The 20,867-nt window shown below is 38.7% G+C and carries 18 protein-coding genes; 8 read left to right on the forward strand and 10 right to left on the reverse strand.

Annotated elements, in window-relative coordinates; all coding sequences use genetic code 11:
* Positions 1-9 precede the first annotated feature (9 nt).
* Entirely contained in the window at positions 10-753 is a 744-nt protein-coding gene (locus JKG61_RS06355; RefSeq protein ID WP_202102139.1) for an RluA family pseudouridine synthase, read from the reverse strand.
* A gap of 108 nt (positions 754-861) precedes the next feature.
* Here JKG61_RS06355 and panB point away from each other — a divergent pair, with 108 nt between their 5' ends.
* The 5 genes from panB to JKG61_RS06380 all read left to right on the forward strand — a co-directional run bounded on the left by panB (position 862) and on the right by JKG61_RS06380 (position 5,614).
* Positions 862-1,677 carry a 3-methyl-2-oxobutanoate hydroxymethyltransferase gene (gene panB, locus JKG61_RS06360; RefSeq protein ID WP_202102140.1) on the forward strand — a complete coding sequence of 272 codons (816 nt, stop codon included), beginning with the start codon at positions 862-864 and terminating at the stop codon, positions 1,675-1,677.
* Positions 1,678-1,699: 22 nt separating this feature from the next.
* The gene (locus tag JKG61_RS06365; RefSeq protein WP_202102141.1) at positions 1,700-2,299 is read left to right on the forward strand and encodes a hypothetical protein; all 600 of its coding nucleotides are present in this window, start codon (positions 1,700-1,702) and stop codon (positions 2,297-2,299) included.
* A gap of 272 nt (positions 2,300-2,571) precedes the next feature.
* Complete coding sequence (locus JKG61_RS06370; protein WP_237249394.1) at positions 2,572-3,627, forward strand: L,D-transpeptidase; 1,056 nt, start codon at positions 2,572-2,574, stop codon at positions 3,625-3,627.
* Positions 3,628-3,711: 84 nt separating this feature from the next.
* A complete protein-coding gene (locus JKG61_RS06375) occupies positions 3,712-4,500 on the forward strand; it encodes a murein L,D-transpeptidase catalytic domain family protein (protein WP_202102142.1) in 789 nt (262 codons plus the stop codon).
* Between the two features lie 58 nt (positions 4,501-4,558).
* The gene (locus JKG61_RS06380) at positions 4,559-5,614 is read left to right on the forward strand and encodes a patatin-like phospholipase family protein (protein ID WP_202102143.1); all 1,056 of its coding nucleotides are present in this window, start codon (positions 4,559-4,561) and stop codon (positions 5,612-5,614) included.
* A gap of 4 nt (positions 5,615-5,618) precedes the next feature.
* On the opposite strand, the gene JKG61_RS06385 is transcribed toward JKG61_RS06380, so the two are convergent.
* The 9 genes from JKG61_RS06385 to JKG61_RS06425 all read right to left on the reverse strand — a co-directional run bounded on the left by JKG61_RS06385 (position 5,619) and on the right by JKG61_RS06425 (position 16,312).
* Positions 5,619-6,449, reverse strand: a complete 831-nt coding sequence (locus JKG61_RS06385) for an amidohydrolase family protein (protein ID WP_202102144.1) — start codon at positions 6,447-6,449, stop codon at positions 5,619-5,621.
* A gap of 44 nt (positions 6,450-6,493) precedes the next feature.
* A complete protein-coding gene (locus JKG61_RS06390) occupies positions 6,494-7,348 on the reverse strand; it encodes a fumarylacetoacetate hydrolase family protein (protein ID WP_202102145.1) in 855 nt (284 codons plus the stop codon).
* Positions 7,349-7,621: 273 nt separating this feature from the next.
* On the reverse strand, positions 7,622-9,907 hold the full coding sequence (locus JKG61_RS06395; RefSeq protein WP_202102146.1) for a GH92 family glycosyl hydrolase: 2,286 nt from the start codon (positions 9,905-9,907) through the stop codon (positions 7,622-7,624).
* A gap of 74 nt (positions 9,908-9,981) precedes the next feature.
* A complete protein-coding gene (locus tag JKG61_RS06400) occupies positions 9,982-10,953 on the reverse strand; it encodes an NAD(P)H-quinone oxidoreductase (protein ID WP_317192396.1) in 972 nt (323 codons plus the stop codon).
* On the reverse strand, positions 10,950-13,496 hold the full coding sequence (locus JKG61_RS06405) for an outer membrane beta-barrel protein (RefSeq protein ID WP_202102147.1): 2,547 nt from the start codon (positions 13,494-13,496) through the stop codon (positions 10,950-10,952). The genes JKG61_RS06400 and JKG61_RS06405 overlap by 4 nt, the downstream gene beginning before the upstream one ends.
* A gap of 335 nt (positions 13,497-13,831) precedes the next feature.
* Positions 13,832-14,359, reverse strand: coding sequence for a ferritin (locus JKG61_RS06410; RefSeq protein WP_133585037.1), 528 nt, complete (start codon positions 14,357-14,359; stop codon positions 13,832-13,834).
* A gap of 187 nt (positions 14,360-14,546) precedes the next feature.
* The gene (locus JKG61_RS06415; protein ID WP_202102148.1) at positions 14,547-14,909 is read right to left on the reverse strand and encodes a DUF6686 family protein; all 363 of its coding nucleotides are present in this window, start codon (positions 14,907-14,909) and stop codon (positions 14,547-14,549) included.
* Between the two features lie 163 nt (positions 14,910-15,072).
* Positions 15,073-15,417, reverse strand: coding sequence for a ribosome hibernation-promoting factor, HPF/YfiA family (hpf, locus tag JKG61_RS06420; RefSeq protein WP_202102149.1), 345 nt, complete (start codon positions 15,415-15,417; stop codon positions 15,073-15,075).
* 13 nt (positions 15,418-15,430) lie between these two features.
* The gene (locus tag JKG61_RS06425; RefSeq protein WP_202102150.1) at positions 15,431-16,312 is read right to left on the reverse strand and encodes a tyrosine-type recombinase/integrase; all 882 of its coding nucleotides are present in this window, start codon (positions 16,310-16,312) and stop codon (positions 15,431-15,433) included.
* Between the two features lie 186 nt (positions 16,313-16,498).
* Here JKG61_RS06425 and JKG61_RS06430 point away from each other — a divergent pair, with 186 nt between their 5' ends.
* From JKG61_RS06430 to gloA2, 3 genes are all read left to right on the forward strand, one after another.
* Positions 16,499-19,144 carry a heavy metal translocating P-type ATPase gene (locus JKG61_RS06430; RefSeq protein WP_202102151.1) on the forward strand — a complete coding sequence of 882 codons (2,646 nt, stop codon included), beginning with the start codon at positions 16,499-16,501 and terminating at the stop codon, positions 19,142-19,144.
* A gap of 420 nt (positions 19,145-19,564) precedes the next feature.
* Positions 19,565-20,467, forward strand: coding sequence for a DUF72 domain-containing protein (locus JKG61_RS06435; RefSeq protein ID WP_202102152.1), 903 nt, complete (start codon positions 19,565-19,567; stop codon positions 20,465-20,467).
* Position 20,468: 1 nt separating this feature from the next.
* A complete protein-coding gene (gloA2, locus tag JKG61_RS06440; RefSeq protein WP_202102153.1) occupies positions 20,469-20,858 on the forward strand; it encodes an SMU1112c/YaeR family gloxylase I-like metalloprotein in 390 nt (129 codons plus the stop codon).
* Positions 20,859-20,867 lie beyond the last annotated feature (9 nt).

Below are 20,867 nucleotides of genomic sequence, written 5' to 3' on the forward strand. Positions count from 1 at the left end.
TTCCAGAAATTAGGTGTCAAATTTTTCCAATTGCTTAAGTAAAGTAGCAAAATCCTTCGGATACTCCGCATCAAAAGCATAACTCTTTCCATCAATAGTAAAGGCTACACTTTTTGAATGAAGTGCAAAACGCTTCATTATTGGTAATTCTTCCTCATCTTTGGACATCGTAAAACCACGCTTTTTTATCTGCGATAGAAAAACAGGCTTACCCCGATACATCGAATCCCCTACGATAGCAGCATGTTGTGTTGCCAAATGTATACGGATCTGGTGCATCCGCCCTGTAATAGGCCGACATTCCACCAGTGTAAAATGTTTAAAATAACGTATACTGTTAAAAATCGTTTCTGCCTGCTTACCATTTGCCCGATCAATACTCACATTCTTATTTCCCTGGTTCAAGATAGGCAAATCAACGGTAAGGTTATCAAAAGTATGGGTCCCCTGTATAATAGCATGATACACTTTATTCACCCTTCTCTTTTCAAACTCAATAGAAACCAAACGATAAGTCTCTGGATTCTTTGCTATAAGAAGCACTCCAGAAGTATCCTTGTCCAATCGGTGACAAATCTGCGCATCACCATAATAACGTTTTGCTAAACGAAGGATGTTAACTTCTCCCCCCTCACGTTCATCTAAAGAAGCGACAAAAGGTGGTTTATTGATAACAATAAGATTATCATCTTCGTAAATGATAAGATCGTTGAATTTCGGAAATTTAAATAAACGGTTGTCGTTTTGAATCATAGTGCAAAAATATAAAAACTAGGCGACTATTTAGCAACATAAGGTTTTTACATTAATATGCAGACAGCACCTTTATTATTTATAATTTTGCAACAAAACAATTATATCATGTCCGTAAATAAAATCATTAAGCGCGTCACTACTTCTAGCATCAAGGAAATGAAACTTCGTGGCGAAAAAATAAGTATGCTGACTGGCTATGACTATACTATGGCGAAAGCTTTAGATGAATCAGGAGTAGACGTTATTCTAGTAGGCGACTCTGCAGCAAATGTGTTTGCCGGGTACGAAACCACTCTCCCAATTACGCTCGACAATATGATCTATCATACATCAGCGGTAGCCAGAGGATGCCAACGCGCACTCGTTTTAGCCGATCTTCCCTTTGGTGAGTATCAGGGATCGACTGACAAAGCATACGAAGCTGCAGTAAGAATGATGAAAGAATCAGGAGCACATGCACTTAAACTAGAAGGTGGTGAAGAAATAATTGATAACATCAAAAAAATAATAAACGCTGGTATCCCCGTATGTGGTCACCTCGGACTAACACCACAGTCCATCAATAAATTTGGAACATTTGGTGTCCGTGCAAAAGACGAGGCTGAAGCAGAAAAACTAAAAACCGATGCACTCGCTCTACAGGAAGCAGGCTGTTTTGCTATCGTACTAGAGAAAATACCAGCGCAACTGGCAGAAGAGGTTTCAAAATCCTTACACATCCCTACAATAGGTATCGGGGCCGGCAATGGTTGTGATGGACAAGTTTTGGTTGTTAATGATATGCTCGGAATGACTAAAGATTTTAAACCTAAATTTTTACGTCAATACCTCAACCTCTATCAAGAGATTACCAATGCAGCAGCACAATATGTAGCTGATGTCAAGGCGTTAGATTATCCAAATGAGAATGAACAGTATTAACCCATTATATTAAGACCATACTTTGGGAAAAATAATCATCATAGGTATTTTGCTGGCGGTGTTGATATACTTCACACTCCGCCGGCTTAATTTTTTCAACTTCAATAAACCATCGCAGCGAATAAACTCTTCCCGAGTTATTGAAGTCACAGCTCCAACACAGCTCCTAAAAAGAGGGTTAAAACGCACCTTATATACGGTAGGTTCTGGATTAGTACTATTGATTCTCATAGTAGCTCTAGCTGCAAAATTCAAGATTGCATTAATTATGCTACCTATAAGCATATACCTAATCGCTCAGTTCTTTGTACTCAATAATCACGTCAAAACAATACGGGACCAACAGATACATTATGACTCAGAAACCCAAGATGTACATATAGAATGGATTAATGGCAAATCTCTCGAATTCAACTTACTAAAAGATGTAACAGAACTAAAAGAAGTTCGTGCCGTACAAAAAAACAATGGTCTACATATGGGCTATTACCAACTTTTAATAAACACCAAGGTAATCTACCTACCATATCTTTTACAGGAAAACCCGGTCAATAAACCGTTTTTCGACAAGTTACAGCTGTTCAATAGGTCAATCGAGACCAAACTATTCCCTATTATCTAGGATCGTCCAATACCCAATCAAAAACACGTCATTGTTGCCAAAAAGCCTCTAGAAATCTCCTTGCTACACACCAGCTAAACACTACCTATAACGGACTTGAGCGGACTTTAACGGACTTATGGGGACTTGAGCGGACTTATCATACATGCCACAATCTTTTAACTAGCTGAAACCAGCGATTTTTCAAACGAAAACCCTAATAAAAAGACGTTCAATCATTTTTGGTACAAACGTTGCTATACTCTTTTTAATTATTTAAGATTAACCCTTATATGAAATATTCACGTAGCATAAGCCGCGCATACAGTTTTATGGTTTTCGCCATTGCGCTCACATTTTTTTATTCCTGTGACCGCAAGGCATCACCTCAAACAGTAGATAAGGAAAAAATAAAAGCCGATAGCATTGCTCAAGCAAAAAAAGCAGAAGAGGAAAAAGAGAGAATGCGTCCGCGGACGGCAGCGGACATTACACTCAGCAAAGAACTGATCTTCGAAAAATATACACTAGAAGACAAGTATAAGTATAAAGATACTTTTCGTGTATTTCAATGGGATAAAATTAAAGAAAAGTTGGCCTATATCGAAAACTTCCAACGGGAACACAACAATTATGGGTTAGTCGCAAACTACAAACATAAAAATGGAGAGGCTCCAACAGTAGCAAATTTCAAGCGAAATGCCTATAAAAGGGTGTCGGACACACTCGGAACGGAACGCTATCAGTCTGCCCCTCTTTATAAAATCGGTGAGACCAAAGTACCAACAATATACGGTCGGGATGGTTCACTCGTCAAATTGCTATCAAGCGACACCTTAAACATGGTCCGTATTAAAGGTCTTACGAACATCGAAGGCGAATGGGATATCCCAAAACGCTATATTAAAGCCATAGGGGATACAGCTTCCTTTAAACATATTGTCGTTGTAGACGTGACTAATCAAAACATATGTGCATTGGAACATAAAAACGACAGCTGGATTATACGAAGCATGAACCCCTCTACAACAGGAAGACACAATCCTCCCTATGGCATGGAGACACCTGTGGGCATTTATCTACTCCAAGAACAAAAACCAAAAATGTTCTATTATGCAGATGGAACGACCAATATAGCAGGTTATGCTCCTTGGGCAAGTCGGTTTACTAACGGAGCCTATATACACGGAGTCCCTACAAATGACCCCAAAGCGAAGATCATCGAATACAGCTGGACACTCGGCACGACGCCACGTTCGCATATGTGTGTAAGAAATGCCTCATCTCACGCGAAGTTCGTTTATGACTGGATAAAGCCGTTTTCATCGCTTGTAATTGTCATAGATTAATCCTATCGAAAAGAATTAACATTTCTTAACATTTTTATAACACATTGGTAACGACCTTTGTATGTGGAAGGAAAATGTGTGTATATGAAAAAGACAATAGCTATTATAGGATTGACATCACTGGCGGGATTTTACGCCATATTCAGCAAACCTAATCAACTTAAACCTGAAACTATCCCCACAGCGCAACAAGTGGACTCGCTACAAGAAAAAGAAGATGAGTCTTTCATCGCAAAACTGTACAAGGAAATAGCCTTAAAAGGCAAGCTTAAGTTTGAAGCATTCGAAATGGCCATGAAAGGCTATCAAAATATGTCCTTTAAAAATAAGGATATCATCACCGTAATCGACTTTTCGCTACCCTCTACGGAAAAACGTATGGCCGTAATTGATTTAAAAAACAAGAAAATACTTTTTCATACCATTGTATCTCACGGAAGAAACAGTGGAGAGAAGTATGCCACATCTTTTTCTAACAGTCATGGTTCCCACCAGAGTTCCCTTGGTTTTTACAAAACCGTAAATACCTATCAAGGAGGCAACGGGTACTCTTTAGTACTGGACGGACTGGAAAAAGGAATCAATGACCAGGCCAAACCTAGAGCCGTAGTGGTACACGGAGCTGATTACTGTAGCCAGTCAATAATCAATTCTACAGGCAGACTGGGACGCAGTTATGGATGCCCAGCTCTACCAAGGGATTTGGCTAAGCCGATCATAAATACAATTAAAGACGGGACAATGCTTTTTATTTATGCAGAAAATAAGACTTATTTAGCGCAATCAAAAGTATTGAAAGCAAAACCACCTACGTTAATCGCACAAAAAGAAACTGTAGAAGAAACACAAGCAGGTCAAGGGGTGATGAATTAGCCCTTCCTTGCTTTTCCATAACTAATTCGCTATTTTTAGACTCAAGCAACAAGAAAAAATGAAGCGAATACTTTCCATTGATGGCGGCGGAATACGGGGTATTATCCCTGGTATGCTGATAGTCGCCCTTGAGGACAGACTAAAAGAAATCAGTGGAAATCCCCAAACCCATATTTCCGAATACTTCGACTTTTTCTCAGGGACCAGTACCGGTGGCATATTAACATCGATTCTACTATTTCCCTCCGAACAAGATCCCTCTAAACCAAAATACTCTGCGAGAGAAGCTTTAGATATCTACCTCGAACACGGAGAAAGTATATTTTCAGCCAGCAAGTGGAGAAAATTCTTAAGCAAGTTTGGTTTAGTGAGTGAGATCTATAATGAAGAGGTTATCGAAAAAATACTCGCTGATTATTTTGGAGACACCAAGCTGAGTGAACTCATCAAACCCTGTATCATAACAGCATACAATATTGAGCTTCGCAAAAACCACCTTTTCAGACAACAAAAAGCCATAAGTCATGGTGACTCACGAGACTTTTACCTGCGAGACGTATGTAGGGCCACCTCCGCTGCACCAACCTTTTTTTCAGTGGCCGAGATATTCTCCCTCGCCAATACTCGTTACGTACTCGTCGATGGAGGACTATTCGCGCACAACCCTGCGATATCAGCCCTTATTGAAGTTTTAAAAAACTTTAATACTTTTAGCATAAACGACATACACATACTTTCACTAGGTACAGGAATCACAAAAAACGCCTACAATTACGAAGATTTCAAGAAAAAATGGGCCATCTCTATTGGCCCCGCTTTAGTGGATATTATGACCTCTAGCTCCTCAGAGAGTAATGATTATTTTATTAAACAACTATTTCGCTCTGTAAACCATGCAGGCAATTACATCCGCATAGAACCAAGCAACCTGTCCTCTATTGATCCTGGAATGGATGCCGCCAGTAAATCAAATATTCAAAAGATAGTAGCCCTATCCGATAAAGTGATCAGTGAAAACGAATTGGTCATCGACAAACTCGCGCATGAGCTCATACATGACAGAAAAGAAGTGGAACGGAGAAAAAAATCTGTTTGGAACTTCTTATATAAATAGAAAGTTACGTTATCCCATAAAACCGTACAGCATTTCGCCCCCAAAAATCAGCCTGCTCGACTTCGTCAAACCCTTCCACACATCTTTCTGCAATCGAAAGTACTTCTTCATATGTAGCCGCCACTAAGCTTTTCGGCCAATCTGACCCAAAACAAACGCGACGCTGTCCAAAACAAGATATAACATGTTTTACATAAGGCACACAATCATTAAAGGACCAATTCTCCCAACCAACCTGAGTGACAAGTCCTGAAATTTTACAGTATACATTGGGGAATACAGATAGGCTATCTATAAAAGATGCCCATGCATCAAATTCTCCTGCCACAATCGCTGGTTTAGCCATATGGTCCAACATAAATGCCTGTTCAGGGTTACTGGCCACACATTGTAATGTACTAGTATAATGTCGTGGATGTATTAACAGATCGTAGGTATAATGATGTTGTGTAAGCGCTCTAATTCCTCGCTGAATAGAATCTTGCATCAAAAAATCGACATCCATCTCTGCTTTCACATTATGCCGAAAGCCTTTCACAATTGGAATTCCGGAAAACTTCAAAAGCTGTTCCTCTATATCTTCTGCCCTTAGATCGATCCACCCGATGACGGCTTTGACCATCTTATAAGCATCTGCCAACTCGATCAGAAAATCGGTCTCTCTTAGAGACTGATGAGCTTGTACTAAAACTGCTCCATCTAAACGATGATCTTTAAGCGTCTTCGAAATGTCGTTGGGCAGAAAATTACGTTGGATTACCTTCATTTCTTCAGTAATCCAAGTATCCGTCAACGGATCAAATAACCAAAAATGTTGGTGGGCATCTATACGCATATCTTACTTTATAAAAAACACTTCATATTACACTATTTCAACACTTACTCCTGCCAAGCGACAACATCTTGTCTTTGCTCCCCTAAATATTCAGCCCCAAGCTCAATTACATCCCCTGCTTTTAGATAAATCGGAGGATTAAACCCCAAGCCTACACCTGCCGGCGTTCCAGTCGAAATTACATCTCCGGGCAGTAAAGTCATAAACTGGGAAACATAGGCCACGACATGTTCCACCGAGAAAATCAAGTTTTTTGTGTTTCCTTCTTGGCACTTCTTACCATTGACTTTTAACCACAACCGAAGATTATTGATATCGGGAATTTCTTCTTTCGTAGTTAACACTGGCCCCATAGGAGCAAAAGTATCACAGCCTTTTCCTTTGTCCCAAGTTCCGCCTCGCTCCAACTGAAAATCACGCTCCGAGATATCATTATGTAATACATAACCTGCTACATAGTCCAATGCTTCAGATTCTTTCACGTAGGTAGCTTTCTTTCCGATCACAATACCAAACTCAACTTCCCAATCTGTTTTTACGGAATTTTTAGGAATAATAACATTATCATTTGGGCCAATAAGTGCCGTTGTAGATTTCATGAATATAATAGGTTCTGCAGGAATATTTGCTCCGGTTTCCTCCGCATGATCCCTATAATTTAACCCAATACAAACAATTTTGGAAGGACGGGCAAAAGGCACAGCGATACGGCTATCTTTTGGTATTTCAATAAGTTGCTCTAGGTTATCCTTCACGAATTGAGCCAACCTCGCTAGCCCATTTTCTTCGAAAAACCGCTCATCATAGTCACTTCCAAAAGCAGTAGTATCATAATTTACACCATCAATCTGAACACCTATCTTCTCTCTACCGAATGTACCGTAACGTATTAATTTCATACTGTTTTTAATTAAAGTGTAAAGATTCTAAAACACCGCTAAGGAAGATATAAAAATTTCCATCCGTGCGATGCCATGTTAATATCCCAACAAATTACTGAACATAATTGAAATAAAACACCAACAAATTTACCATTTAAGAACACTATCTTACCATAATTAACACCAACGAACAATACATCTACTAATACTTTCAACCAACGGTAGAAAAGTATTAGTAGATGTATTATATAATAGGTTTAATTTATATTTTTCAAAACAGAAAGTCAAGTCTTATCTACTCAAGGAAAAAGGTAAATCTTCTAGATCAACACCCCGCTTCTTATTCGGCACACTGTCCATGGAAAAAACAATTTTCCCTCCCCTAGTTAGACTACTATGATAAAGATAGTTTTTGGTAGATATTTTCCCATTGACCGTCATCGATTTAATATACCGATTCGTCAGACTATTGTTCTCCGAATGGATATGCAGTTTCTTCCCATTATCGAAATGCAATGTCACCTTATCAAAAAGTGGCGAACCAACAATATATTCATCGGTAGCTGGAGTTACCGGATAGAAGCCCAACGCAGAAAACACATACCAAGCCGAAGTCTGTCCGTTATCCTCATCTCCACAATATCCGTCCGGATTAGAGGTGTACATCCTATTCATCGTCTCCCTCACCCAATACTGTGATTTCCAAGGAGCTCCAACGTAATTATACACATAAGGCATATGTTGTATCGGCTGGTTACCGTGTGCATACTGTCCCATATTAGCAATCTGCATCTCCCTGATTTCATGAATTGGAAAACCATAATAGGAATCATCAAAAATAGGGGGTAATATAAAAACAGAGTCCAACTTTGCTTCCAAAGCTTTATGTCCACCTGATAACCGAGCTAACCCTTCAAAATCCTGGAAAACAGACCAACTGTAATGCCAACTATTACCTTCCGTAAAGGCATCTCCCCATTTGAAAGGATTGAAAGGACGTTGAAAATTACCATCCTGATTCTTTCCGCGCATCAACCCAGATTCAGGATCGAAAAGATGTTTGTAGTTAAAAGATCGCTTCTTATAAAAATCAATCTCTTCTTTCCCCTTATTTAGCGATTTCGCCAATTGGTAAATCGAAAAATCATCGTAAGCATACTCCAAACTACGTGCTACATTTTCATGAATCTTTACATCATAAGGAACATAGCCCAACGTATTGTAGTAATCTGCACCTGCACGCCCCACAGCAGTGATAGGCCCTGCATGCATCGAACCTTTCTTTACCGCTTCAAATAGTACCTCTATATCTTTGGAACGCACTCCTTTTATCCAAGCATCTGCCACCACTGAAGCGGAATTATTACCGACCATAATATCACGATAACCTGGACTAGCCCATTCTGGCAACCAACCTCCTTCACGGTATGCATTTGCAAGCCCTTCCTGCATCTTTAGACTCATCTCAGGATACATCAGGTTAAGAAAAGGAAATAAAGCTCTGAAAGTATCCCAAAAACCTGTATCTGTAAACAGGTAACCGGGTAATACCTCTCCATTATACGGGGAATAATGCATCACTTTACCTGTGGCATCATACTCGTAGAACATTCTTGGAAAAAGCAAAGAGCGATATAGACAAGAATAAAAAGTCCGTATCTGATCGATTGTCCCTCCCTCTATCTCTAGCTTTCCTAATTCCTTATTCCACACCGAAGCTCCTTTTTCAACAGCTTGATCAAAGCTAAGTCCATCCAATTCTTTCAGATTCAGACTAGCCTGATCATGTGAAATAAAAGAAGACGCCACCTTAACCAAAACCTGATCTGCCCTACCCTTAGCCTGCAAACCGATGATAGCACCGACATGCTCCGCTTTAACTTTAATCCGCCCATTTTGTAAAACAGAATCTGCAAATGTAGAGATATTAGTAAACGAACGGTCGAATTCTAGGACAAAGTAATTTTTGAAATTATCCGGTACTCCACCACTGTTTTTCGTAGAGTAGCCAATAATCTTTCGCTGGTCCGGTATGACCTCCACAAAAGAGCCTTTGTCAAAAGCATCGACCAATATAAATGCAGAATCCGTCTTGGGAAAGGTAAATCGGAAATAAGCGGCACGAGCTGTAGGAGTAATTTCCACCTGTGTATCGTAATCGGCTAAATACACCGAATAATAATGAGGCTTTGCGACTTCAGCTTTATGAGAAAAATAACTTGCCCTTTTATTTTCATCAAAAGTAGGCTTTCCTACCATAGCCATAAGGCTAAATTGCCCGTAATCATTCATCCAAGGTGAAGGTTGATGTGTCTGCTTAAATCCTCTGATTTTTTCAGCAGTATAGGTATACATCCATCCATCTCCCATTTTCCCTGTCTGAGGACTCCAAAAGTTCATTCCCCAAGGCATTGCAATTGCTGGATAGGTGTTACCACTGGAAAGAAAATAGGTAGATTGTGTACCGACCAAAGTACTTACGTACTCAAGAGGAGCTCCAGTTTTAACAATTTTTTGGCTAAAACTACTTTGGATAAATAGTAAAAGAAATATCGATAATACAAAATTCAGTTTCATGCTGGTTATATTTTGAAAACATAAATATCTAAAAATATTCCAACAAAGCAAAGTGCTAAATTATTTTAGCAACACTAAAAAGCTAAAATTATCTTTCCATTGAAGGCACGGCTTTCCATCAATTCATGAGCATAACCAGCATCTTTGTAAGAAAAGACCTCCGCAATAGGAGTCTTGTAAGTCCCTGTCTCTATCAATGGAAGCACGTTCTGGCATATGGCTTCTGTTAATTGCCTCTTAAATTCAAGTGATCGATTACGTAGGGTACTACCCGTTAAATGGATACGCTTATGCATCATCTTAATCAAATTCAACTCTACTTTAGCCCCCTGCATCGCATTGATAATAATAAGCCTCCCTTCTTCTGACAATAGATTAACATTCTTTTCAAAATAGCTACCACCAATACTGTCCAAAATGACATCTATACCAATTCCACTCCATACATCTTCGAAATCACACTCTTTATAATTAACAATATGGGATGCACCCAGCTCTTGCACGAAAGATATTTTTTCTGATGAGCCAACAGTAGTAAAAACGTCCGCTCCTAAAAGATTAGCCAACTGAATTGCCGTACTTCCGATTCCACCAGCACCACCATGAATTAAAAAACGTTCGCCTTTGATTAATCTTCCTCGTTCAAAAACATTATGCCATACCGTAAAAAGTGTTTCTGGCATCCCTGCGGCTTCAATAAAAGATAAATTATCAGGCAGCACAATACAAAGTCTAAAATCAACAGCCACATATTGCGCATAGCCTCCCCCTGCGATCAATGCCATCACCCTATCTCCTATTCTAATTCCGCAACAAGCACTTCCCACTTTAACAATTATGCCTGCAACTTCTAGTCCAGGAATATCTGCAACAACACCAGTTGGAGCAGGATAATTCCCTTTACGTTGGAACACATCCGGTCTATTCACACCTGCAGCTCTAACTTCGACCAAGACTTCGTAATCCCCAATCGTCGGAATCATCCTTTTCCGTACCTGCAACACATCGGGTCCACCACTTTTAGTTATAACAACAGCATCCATCATCGTTTTTTAGGAAATTTTTGTAAGCGGACATTAAGTGAAAGCATGAAATAACGCCCTAATCTACTATTTTTTGCTTCATACACATCATTACCAATATATTCAGAAACAATACCCATAGTTTTATTTTGGTCAAACAAATCATAGCCTTGTAATCTTAATAAAGCAGATTTATTCCGAAAAAAAGTCAACTCTACAAAACCATTCATTATTGTCTGATTTTTATTCATAAAATCATTGGCATATCCATTGTTATAACGTTGGGACATCTCTAGGCCTAATGACAGATTATCATTTAAATATCCTCGGGCTCCTAATCCCCAGAACATCGTTTCCACATTGATATTTGTTCTGAATGGGATATCATAACGCGTATTATTCCACATATAATTGGCATTGAAAACGGATTCAATGTAATCACTCCACAGATACTTCAATTGTAAGGATTGGTTCATTACCAATTGTTTGGTCGTACGCTTTTTCTCATCGATAAAGGAAAGATTATTAAAGTAATCTGTATTTCCTGTTAAATCCAATTGAAAATCGTCATTAATAAAAGGTGTATTGAACATATAATACCACCTACAATCATAGTAACCTGTAGTATTCTTAAATGTCGTCTCTTGAATAGTGGAGTTAACACTGGAGCGCTTATCACTTACAATTTTGTTAAGTATAAAATTATAAGCAAAGTTAGTCTCAAAGTACTGCATACTCGATGTAAAGCTTTTCCTCAAAGTTGTTGCAATTCGGTGAGCAGATTCGGCCTTTAATTCTGGATTTCCGATAATTACATTTCGAGAATTAGTATTATCCACGACAGGGGCTATTTGACTAAAAGAAGGTTGATTATTTTTGCCTTTATAGTCCATTTGCCAATCCATCTCCTTCGAAAATCGATAAATAATCTTTGCCGTTGGCATTAGATTGATATTATCATACCTATAAACCATAGTATCATTCGTCAACTTCCCTTCCATATAAAGCGGTTGGACGGCAAAACCGGCAATCATTTTAAATTTCTTATTGGGTTCGTACTGATAGGTTATTCCCGTCTTATTATTCTTGAAAAAGTAGTCATAATCAACAGTTAAAGAATCTACGTATCTTTGCTCCAAAGACGGTAATTGATCTTTAACTAGTCTAACTGCCTCAATTCGTGTGACGTCAAACTCATAGCTAAACTCAAACAAGCTATGCTCTAAAAACGGCTCTACATATGACAAGGAGGCTCTGGTTGAGTTGGTATAGTTATTTTGCTCGATGAACTGATCTTTACGAAAGCCTTTCACAACCTCCCTATCGGTCTCATCATATTCTTCAAAGACACTCTCCCGCTTCTCCACATTATTTGAATTAAGAACAGCATGACCGACCAACTTACGGCCATTCTTCTTAAAAGCTTTAGAATAAGTAGCCTCTAGATCTCCATTTGGACTAATTTGATCAGCAAGATCTCGATATACTCCCTGGTTTTTTGTACTCGAATTAGTCAATCTAGTCAATTTATTATTAGCTCCTCGAAGCTTATTGAATGTTAGATTTCCATCAATTTTCAAGAGATCGGAATTAACAAACTTAGTATCGAACCCGAATTTCAGTTTATGACTTTGATCTACATTATTTATCTTATACGATTCTTCGCGTTCAATTTTATTACCGATATATGTCGATGTCAATTTGGATATACCTTCTGTTTCATTCTTTTGTCGTACAAAACTGTAACTAGCATTAAAAGTTGTATTCTTTCGCCATCGGTCGGAAAAGTTAATTCCTGCCGAACTGACCTCATTAAGTCCATCAATAGGATCAGCATAATCTCCAATATCAAGTGAATTTCGATTACGATTTCCACCTTCTGGGTTGCCAAAACTAAAAAGATTCGTATTCGTATTGTTAAACGACCCTAAAATAGAAAGCTCCCTTCCATCATCAAATTTATTAGCGCCAAAGCTACCTAAATAGCGGGAGTTAGTTCCTCCTCCACCAGTTACCTGTCCAAAGTAAATCTTCTTATGATCATCTTTCAAAGTGATATTAAGAATTTTCTCTGGATCACCTTGTTTAACCCCTGTTTCCTCCTCTTTATCCCCATAAAAATCAATGGCCTGAACATTTTTTATAAAGTCAACCGGCAAATTTCGGGTTGCTGTCAATAAATCACCACCAAAAAACACCTTATTATCTACCTTAACTTTTTTTATAGGTTGCCCATTGAAAGTGACCGACCCGTCCCTACCCACTTGGAAACCAGGAAGACTTTTCAACGCATCTTCCAACAATGAATTCTCCCGAAACTTGTACGCATTGAAATTAAATTGAACAGTATCTCCATTTACAACAACGGGAATAACTTTCAAAATATTGACATCAGCTATTTCAACAGAGAATGGTTCGAGATGAGTGGCAGGAGCTTCTATTTTCCCTTCATTACCAGGCATAAAAAAAGATCTATTATCACTTTTATAACCCAACATAGAGTAGCTAAGAGATACACGTCGTCCTTTAAAATTGGAAAAAGAGAAATGACCCAAAAAATCAGTCATTTGATTCAATGTGTCTGATTCACTAGTCAACTTTACACTAGCAGACTTTAAAGGATTTCCCTGTACATCGAGTACACGACCATATATACTGTATTGGGCTAAAACAGGATTTACTAGTATTTGACAAGCAAATACAATAAAAACAACTCCTATTTTACACCATGAGAACTTCACGAATCGGCTTGCAAAATCTAATTAGTTCAATATACTAAAATATTGCTATCCAAAAAAAAGATAGAAAAGTTTATACTATAAAACGATAAATATTGGTTTATCGTATATAGAAAAAGGCTATCTGAATAGATAGCCTTTTTCTATATGTCTCATCAAAAAGATTACTCGCCGTCATAAGCTACTTTAACCAAGTGCTTATCAATTTCCCAACGACCAGTACCTTCTTCGCCAATAACATCAAACAATTCAAGGATACGTCTAGCTACATACTCTTCTTCTACTTGCTCCGCTAAGAACCATTGTAAGAAATTGAAAGTAACATAGTCTTTCGCTTTCATACATTTGTCAGCCATATTATTAAACTGCTCTGTAACGAACATTTCTTGCTCCAAAGTTTGCTCAAAAACTCCACGGAATGATTCAAAATCAACAGGGATATTTGTAATCTCAGGAGAGATCGCTCTGCCACCACGATCATTGATATAGTTAAAAAGCTTTAACATGTGCTCACGCTCCTCATCCGACTGCTTTGCAAAGAACTTAGAAGAATTGTCTAAGCCCTGGTCATCACACCAAGCTGACATAGCCAAGTATAATGCGGATGAATGAGCTTCAATTTTTACTTGGGCGTTTAATATATTTTCTATCTCTTCGGCTAGTGATGATCTTAATTTTAATAAATCTTTCATATCGTTATTTTTTATTTTTTACACTTTATTTAAACAAAACAAATGACAGTAATCCTTTGTTTTGTTAATACAAAGATAAAGGCTAGGCAAACGATATCGATAAAAAATATGCAATACAAATTCAGTCTAAATTACAACCTAAAAAAGATAAGTTGTTTAGAATCAATATGATTTAAAATAATTACACTTAGATTGCTAATACAGCGTCGCGTCTTAAGATAGAGCGAATCTGACCATTTAATTCAAGCATGAATTTCGCACCGGCCAATAAATCTCGCAAGTTAAGGACATCTTCTACGGAGAGTAGAAAACAGCGTTCTGTACGAAAAGGCATAATTAATTCAAAATCAAAAGAGCGGGAGGAGTTATTCAGCATAGCTTCAATATCAATTTGATCAACACTTCGCTTGAATACAAAAAAATCGCTGACCTTAAACGCCGTAGTGTTACCTTGAAATTCTAACCAATAACAGTTTTTTCGACTGCACTGATAAACCGCCCCCTGTGAGGTTGTAAACACCTCTTCTACACTCGCTAATGGACAAATCATTTCTTACTACCTTATTTTGTTTAGACCGCTATTTTTAAATGATGAGCAAATATAAACTTAATCAAGAATTAATCCAAATAAAACAAAAGATAGCGAAACATAAAAAAAAGGCAGCTTAATCATTAAGCCGCCTTATTATACATTCTGTGAGATTCACTCCCAATTAAAATTCTTCTTCTTCTGTGGAGATTATCTCTTTATGATTACTAGCATTCGTTCTAGTTTTCGTTTTATGCTTATTAATCTGACGTCTCAAAGACTCTACCGCGATATCCGTCGCTTCCTCAAAACTTTTTGCTTGTGCTTTTGCAAAAAGCTGACTACCTGGAATATTAAACTTCAATTCTACCACCTTATTCTCTTCGCCTTCTACATTTTCCAAACGAAGATAACATACTCCTTCAATGATATTGTCCAAATACTGCTCCAATTTGCCAGTTTTCCTTTTGATAAAGTCTACCAATTTTTGATCTGCATCGAATTTGATTGATTGCACGTTAATGTTCATTTTTCCTCCTTTTTTAAGCCTTTGGATGTGCTTGTTTGTAAATTGATTTTAACCGCTCCGCCGAATTGTGCGTATACACCTGAGTGGCCGCCAATCCAGCATGACCTAGTAACTCTTTGATTGCATTGAGGTCCGCACCATTGTCTAATAAAGATGTAGCAAAGCTATGCCGAAGTACATGTGGGCTTCTTTTTTTCTGTGAAGTAATCATACTTAGATATTTTTTCACTACTCTATAAATCAACAGTCGATACGCTCTCTTTCCTTCTTTAGTAACGACTAAATATTCGGAAATGTTTTCTAAATTTTGAAGTTTTTTCTTTTCTAAATACTCTTTTAGTTCTTCGATTAAGGTTAAATGTAGTGGAACAAAACGTTCCTTATTCCTTTTCCCTAATATAAGGATTTTTTTATTGTAAAAGTCAATATCACTCTCTTTTATTTGTAAAAGTTCAGAAAGCCGAATACCTGTTCCAAAAAGCAGTTCCATAATAATAAAATCACGCAATGACTCAAAGTCATCCACCACTGCATCCATATGATCCAGCAATTGATTCATCTTATCCTTCTCCACCACAACCGGTAATTTCTTAGGTGTCTTCAACGCTTGGATCAGACGCACTGGATTTTTCTCCACCAATTGCTCCCGCTGCAAGAACTTATAAAAAGAACGTAAAGTAGAAATTGCCCGATTGACAGAGCTTGCTTCTTTGCCCTTCTCCCGTAGTAAAGAAAAGTAATACCGCATCAGTTTATGATCGACCTCCTCAAAAGGTGTATTTTCAGCTTCTAAAAAGTCTAAAAATCCCTTCACCTCCATTTCATACGCTTTTATCGTATGTGGTGAATAACGTTTCTCAAACGTCAAAAAACTAATAAACCGATCTTTAAACATAGTATTCTAGTACCCCTCTCCTACCCAAACTTAAGTAAAATGATTTGTATTCGCCAACATCAGATCAGAAAAAACAAATCGCTGGAAATCTATATCATTTCTTTAAAATTATATAACACCTGGGCTAACATTAACCCGAAATTAGTGTTATCATTATTATAAGAACATTATATACCGATATCTATTATGCATAAACACACCTATTATATCAGTGGCATGACCTGTGATGGTTGCCGTACACAAATAGAAAACAAGCTCCATGAAATACCTGGCATAAATGCTCGTATCTCATTAGAAGAAGGAAAAGCAGAAATAGAGAGCGAAGGCCACTTGGAGCTTGCTACACTTCAAGAGAAAATCAACGAAATAGGCAGTAGCTATCAAATCCATGAGCATGCACACAGTCACCATCAGAATCCCCCAAAACAAGTCAATGATTCGCCAAGTGGACAATACATCTGTCCAATGTTTTGTGAGGGGCATGACAAGATATATACCGAAAAAGGTCGCTGTCCTGTATGTAACATGTTCTTACAACCAACAGAACAGGTCCACCAGACACCTGTACCTCAACAGCACGCCAAATCACCAGAAAGTGATAAGTCTAATGCGGGGAAATATTACTGTCCTATGCATTGTGAAGGTGACAAAATATATGATAAAGCTGGCACATGTCCGGTATGCTGTATGAATCTCGAAAAAATCCCTGAGACAAACCTGAAGGTCACATTCAGCTGCCCGATGCATCCGGAAGTCCAACAGGATACACCGGGTGCCTGTCCTATCTGTGGTATGGACCTCGTCCCTAACCAGCAAACAGAAGCTGAAGATGACGCCTATCAAGACTGGAAAAAAAAGCTAATAATCAGCACCATCTTTACCTTACCGGTTTTCATTCTCTCTATGGGTGATATGCTTCCAGGAAAACCGGTAAGCCAACTGATTCCGGCCCATATCAACGGTTGGATACAATTCGTTCTTACTTTACCCGTTATCTTTTATACAGGCTGGACTTTCTTTCAACGAGGCTGGACATCTTTCAGAACATGGAACCTCAATATGTTCAGTCTTATTGCCCTGGGTACTGCAGCAGCTTTTATTTTCAGTATAGTCGCTTTACTATTCCCTCAGGTTCTCCCAGCAGAGATGCTTGAGCACAACGCCCATCCACATCTATACTTTGAATCTGTGGTTGTAATCATCACGCTGGTCATACTGGGGCAACTTATGGAAGCTAAAGCACATTCCAAAACCAATTCGGCTATCAAGGCGCTCGTCAAACTCACCCCTGCAGAAGCGATATGGCTACATGATGGTAATGAACAGCGGATAGCAGTGACAGACATACACAAAGGTTATATGTTACGCGTGCGTCCAGGCGACAAAGTACCTATAGATGGCATTATTACAGAGGGAAGTTCTTCTGTAGACGAATCCATGATCACAGGGGAATCTATTCCTGTAGAGAAAAACAAGGGCGACAATGTTATTGGAGGAACTATAAACGGCAATCAGAGCTTCGTCATGCAGGCAACCCACATTGGATCCGAGACGCTATTATCCCAAATCATACAACTGGTCAACGATGCCAGCCGAAGTCAGGCCCCTATACAAAAACTAACTGATCGAATATCACGAATATTTGTTCCTATTGTCATACTCATAGCCATAGCCACCTTCATCATTTGGCTACTCAGCGGAGTAGAAGATAGTCTAGCCTATGCCATCACCAATGCGCTTGCAATCCTTATCGTAGCCTGTCCTTGTGCGCTAGGTCTGGCCACGCCCATGTCCGTCATGGTGAGTATAGGTAAAGGGGCAAAAAACGGAATATTGGTAAAAAAAGCCGAAGCTCTCGAACAACTTCGTAAAATAGACTACCTTATTCTCGACAAGACAGGTACTATCACAGAAGGTAAACCCGAGGTAACCACTTATGAAGGAGTGGACAATATCGATGCTAACAATATCCTCCAGATAGCAGCATCAATCAACAAACAAAGCTCCCACCCATTGGCAGAAGCCATGGTCAATAAAGCGGCAGAGAATTCCATCTCCCTATCAACGATTGAAGATTTCCTCAACATCACTGGAAAAGGAGTTGCTGCCCGTATCGGATACCGTCATGCATACTTAGGTAATGAAGCCCTACTCCACGACAATCACATCAGTATTCCAACCTCTATAAAAGATAAGGTGAATCAATTACAAGCCAGTGGATCCAGCGTCTCTTATTTAGCTATAGACCAACAGTATGCCGGCTTTATTGCCGTAAAAGATAAAATAAAGGTCAATGCCAAAGAAATCATATCCCATGTACAGAGCCTCGGTATTCAGGTTGTGATGCTCACAGGCGACAATGAGTTGACAGCACAAGCTGTAGCCAATGAAACAGGGATAAACTCTTTCAGGGCCAAACTCCTTCCCCAGGACAAGTTAAATGAAATCAACAGATTGCAAGGAGAAGGTAAAATCGTAGCAATGACAGGTGACGGAATTAATGATGCCCCAGCTTTGACACAAGCCGATGTAGGTATCGCCATGGGATCAGGAACTGATGTTGCCATACAAAGCTCAGATATCACACTCTTAAAAGGTGAGTTGACAGGTGTTTCCAAAGCTATAGACCTAAGCCGGATGATGATGCGCAATATCAAAGAGAATCTACTCTTTGCCTTTTTATATAATGTAATCGGAATACCGATAGCAGCGGGACTATTATTCCCATCTTTTGGCATATTGATGTCACCAATGATTGCTGCTGCAGCTATGAGTTTAAGCTCAGTATCAGTAATACTGAACTCCTTGCGTCTCAATCTCAAAAAACTATAAGCAACTTTGAAGCTTCACCTCTTGTCGTTAACTTATGACATCAACGACAAGAGGTCAGGCCTCAATATGGATCCGGCCCATGCCTCAAAACAGCACCCCTCCCATCGCCAATGAAACCGTTAGCGTATTTAGTTCCAAAAAAACTATCCCGAAATAAAATACATATTGGGATTCTCCAACAAAACTGACTATTTTTACCACAGATTATAGATAATCTACTATTTTATTACAAATCGTTGCATTACACAAATCATTGCAACGTTGCATATATACCAATAAATAGTACATATGTAATTTGAACATTTCATGTAACCATTAAAAGACAAACCGATCCATCAACTGAAGGATCACGAAATAAATGCGAAGCATTCATGAGTTCCATTAAGAAAACAATTAAATGCACGAAATAATTATATATCTATGAAATTTGGACAGGTAGCAGATCCTTCGACGATTGACTTCACAATACCCCAAACACCGCAACAATCCCTTGATCTATTACAAAAAAGCAAACAGGATCAGCCCTTGGAAGTATATGTAGGCTGTGCCAAATGGAATAAAAATGACCTTAAGGGGTTCTATCCCCGTGGCACAAAGGATGAATTAGCCTATTATTCTACGCAATTCAACGCTATTGAATTGAATGCTACATTCTACAACTCGCCTTCCAAAAGTCAGGTAGAAACCTGGAAGAACAAAACTCCGGAAGAGTTTAAATTTTTTCCTAAGATCCCACAGTCCATCAGTCATTTCGGAAGATTGTTAAATACAGACGAAAAGGTGAATGCCTTTGTAGATTCTACTGTACTATTTGAGGAGAAGTTAGGTATGGCTTTTCTTCAATTAATCGACAATTTCAAACCAAAGGATTTTGACCGACTAGAATCTTTTTTAAGGAATTTCCCAAAAGGATATCCGTTAGCTGTTGAGGTCCGCAATGAAGAATGGTTCTCCCCGTCCGTAGCCGAACGCTTTTATGCCCTGTTAGAAGAAACAAACAAGACCAATATCATTGTCGATACAGCAGGAAGAAGAGACATGATGCACATGCGTTTTACCACACCGACTGCTTTTATCCGCTATGTAGGTGCCAACCATCCATCAGATTATACGAGACTGGACGAATGGGTCAAAACAATAGTACAATGGAAAGAGGCTGGCTTGCAACAGCTTTACTTTTTCATCCATCAAAACATAGAAGTAGAGTCTCCCTTACTAGCAGCACATTTTATAGAAAAGCTGAACAAAGCGATCGGCACCAATCTGAATATCCCCCAAAAACCTGGAGACGTCTCAAATAATACTGCACCTACATTATTCTAACATGCACCTAGAAGGTATTCATCACATCGCTATCATTGTAAGCGACTATACACGTTCAAAGGAGTTTTACACCCAATTGCTAGGACTGGAGATTCTTAATGAAGTCTATAGAAAAGAGCGGGATTCATATAAGCTGGATCTCGCTATTGGCAATCATTACGTTATTGAGCTTTTTTCATTTCCAACTTATGTACCCCGTCCATCCTACCCGGAGGCACTTGGCCTACGTCACCTTGCCTTTGCAGTAGATAATATTGAACAATGGATAGACAAGTTGCAAAACAACAAAATACCAGTAGAACCAATCCGTATAGACGAATACTCCGGTAAAAAATTCACCTTTTTTCAAGATCCCGATGGGCTCCCCTTAGAGCTGTACGAATATCAATAGAAAAAACGC

Source organism: Sphingobacterium faecale (assembly GCF_016746095.1).
Lineage (GTDB): Bacteria > Bacteroidota > Bacteroidia > Sphingobacteriales > Sphingobacteriaceae > Sphingobacterium > Sphingobacterium faecale.

Excerpts from the sequence above, each read along its gene's own strand:
- JKG61_RS06355 (WP_202102139.1), bottom strand. The coding sequence starts at position 753 with ATGATTCAAAACGACAACCGTTTATTTAAATTTCCGAAATTCAACGAT.
- panB (WP_202102140.1), top strand. The coding sequence starts at position 862 with ATGTCCGTAAATAAAATCATTAAGCGCGTCACTACTTCTAGCATCAAG.
- JKG61_RS06370 (WP_237249394.1), top strand. The coding sequence starts at position 2,572 with ATGAAATATTCACGTAGCATAAGCCGCGCATACAGTTTTATGGTTTTC.
- JKG61_RS06375 (WP_202102142.1), top strand. The coding sequence starts at position 3,712 with ATGAAAAAGACAATAGCTATTATAGGATTGACATCACTGGCGGGATTT.
- JKG61_RS06380 (WP_202102143.1), top strand. The coding sequence starts at position 4,559 with ATGAAGCGAATACTTTCCATTGATGGCGGCGGAATACGGGGTATTATC.
- JKG61_RS06385 (WP_202102144.1), bottom strand. The coding sequence starts at position 6,449 with ATGCGTATAGATGCCCACCAACATTTTTGGTTATTTGATCCGTTGACG.
- JKG61_RS06390 (WP_202102145.1), bottom strand. The coding sequence starts at position 7,348 with ATGAAATTAATACGTTACGGTACATTCGGTAGAGAGAAGATAGGTGTT.
- JKG61_RS06395 (WP_202102146.1), bottom strand. The coding sequence starts at position 9,907 with ATGAAACTGAATTTTGTATTATCGATATTTCTTTTACTATTTATCCAA.
- JKG61_RS06400 (WP_317192396.1), bottom strand. The coding sequence starts at position 10,953 with ATGATGGATGCTGTTGTTATAACTAAAAGTGGTGGACCCGATGTGTTG.
- JKG61_RS06405 (WP_202102147.1), bottom strand. The coding sequence starts at position 13,496 with ATGACTGATTTTTTGGGTCATTTCTCTTTTTCCAATTTTAAAGGACGA.
- JKG61_RS06410 (WP_133585037.1), bottom strand. The coding sequence starts at position 14,359 with ATGAAAGATTTATTAAAATTAAGATCATCACTAGCCGAAGAGATAGAA.
- JKG61_RS06415 (WP_202102148.1), bottom strand. The coding sequence starts at position 14,909 with ATGATTTGTCCATTAGCGAGTGTAGAAGAGGTGTTTACAACCTCACAG.
- hpf (WP_202102149.1), bottom strand. The coding sequence starts at position 15,417 with ATGAACATTAACGTGCAATCAATCAAATTCGATGCAGATCAAAAATTG.
- JKG61_RS06425 (WP_202102150.1), bottom strand. The coding sequence starts at position 16,312 with ATGTTTAAAGATCGGTTTATTAGTTTTTTGACGTTTGAGAAACGTTAT.
- JKG61_RS06430 (WP_202102151.1), top strand. The coding sequence starts at position 16,499 with ATGCATAAACACACCTATTATATCAGTGGCATGACCTGTGATGGTTGC.
- JKG61_RS06435 (WP_202102152.1), top strand. The coding sequence starts at position 19,565 with ATGAAATTTGGACAGGTAGCAGATCCTTCGACGATTGACTTCACAATA.
- gloA2 (WP_202102153.1), top strand. The coding sequence starts at position 20,469 with ATGCACCTAGAAGGTATTCATCACATCGCTATCATTGTAAGCGACTAT.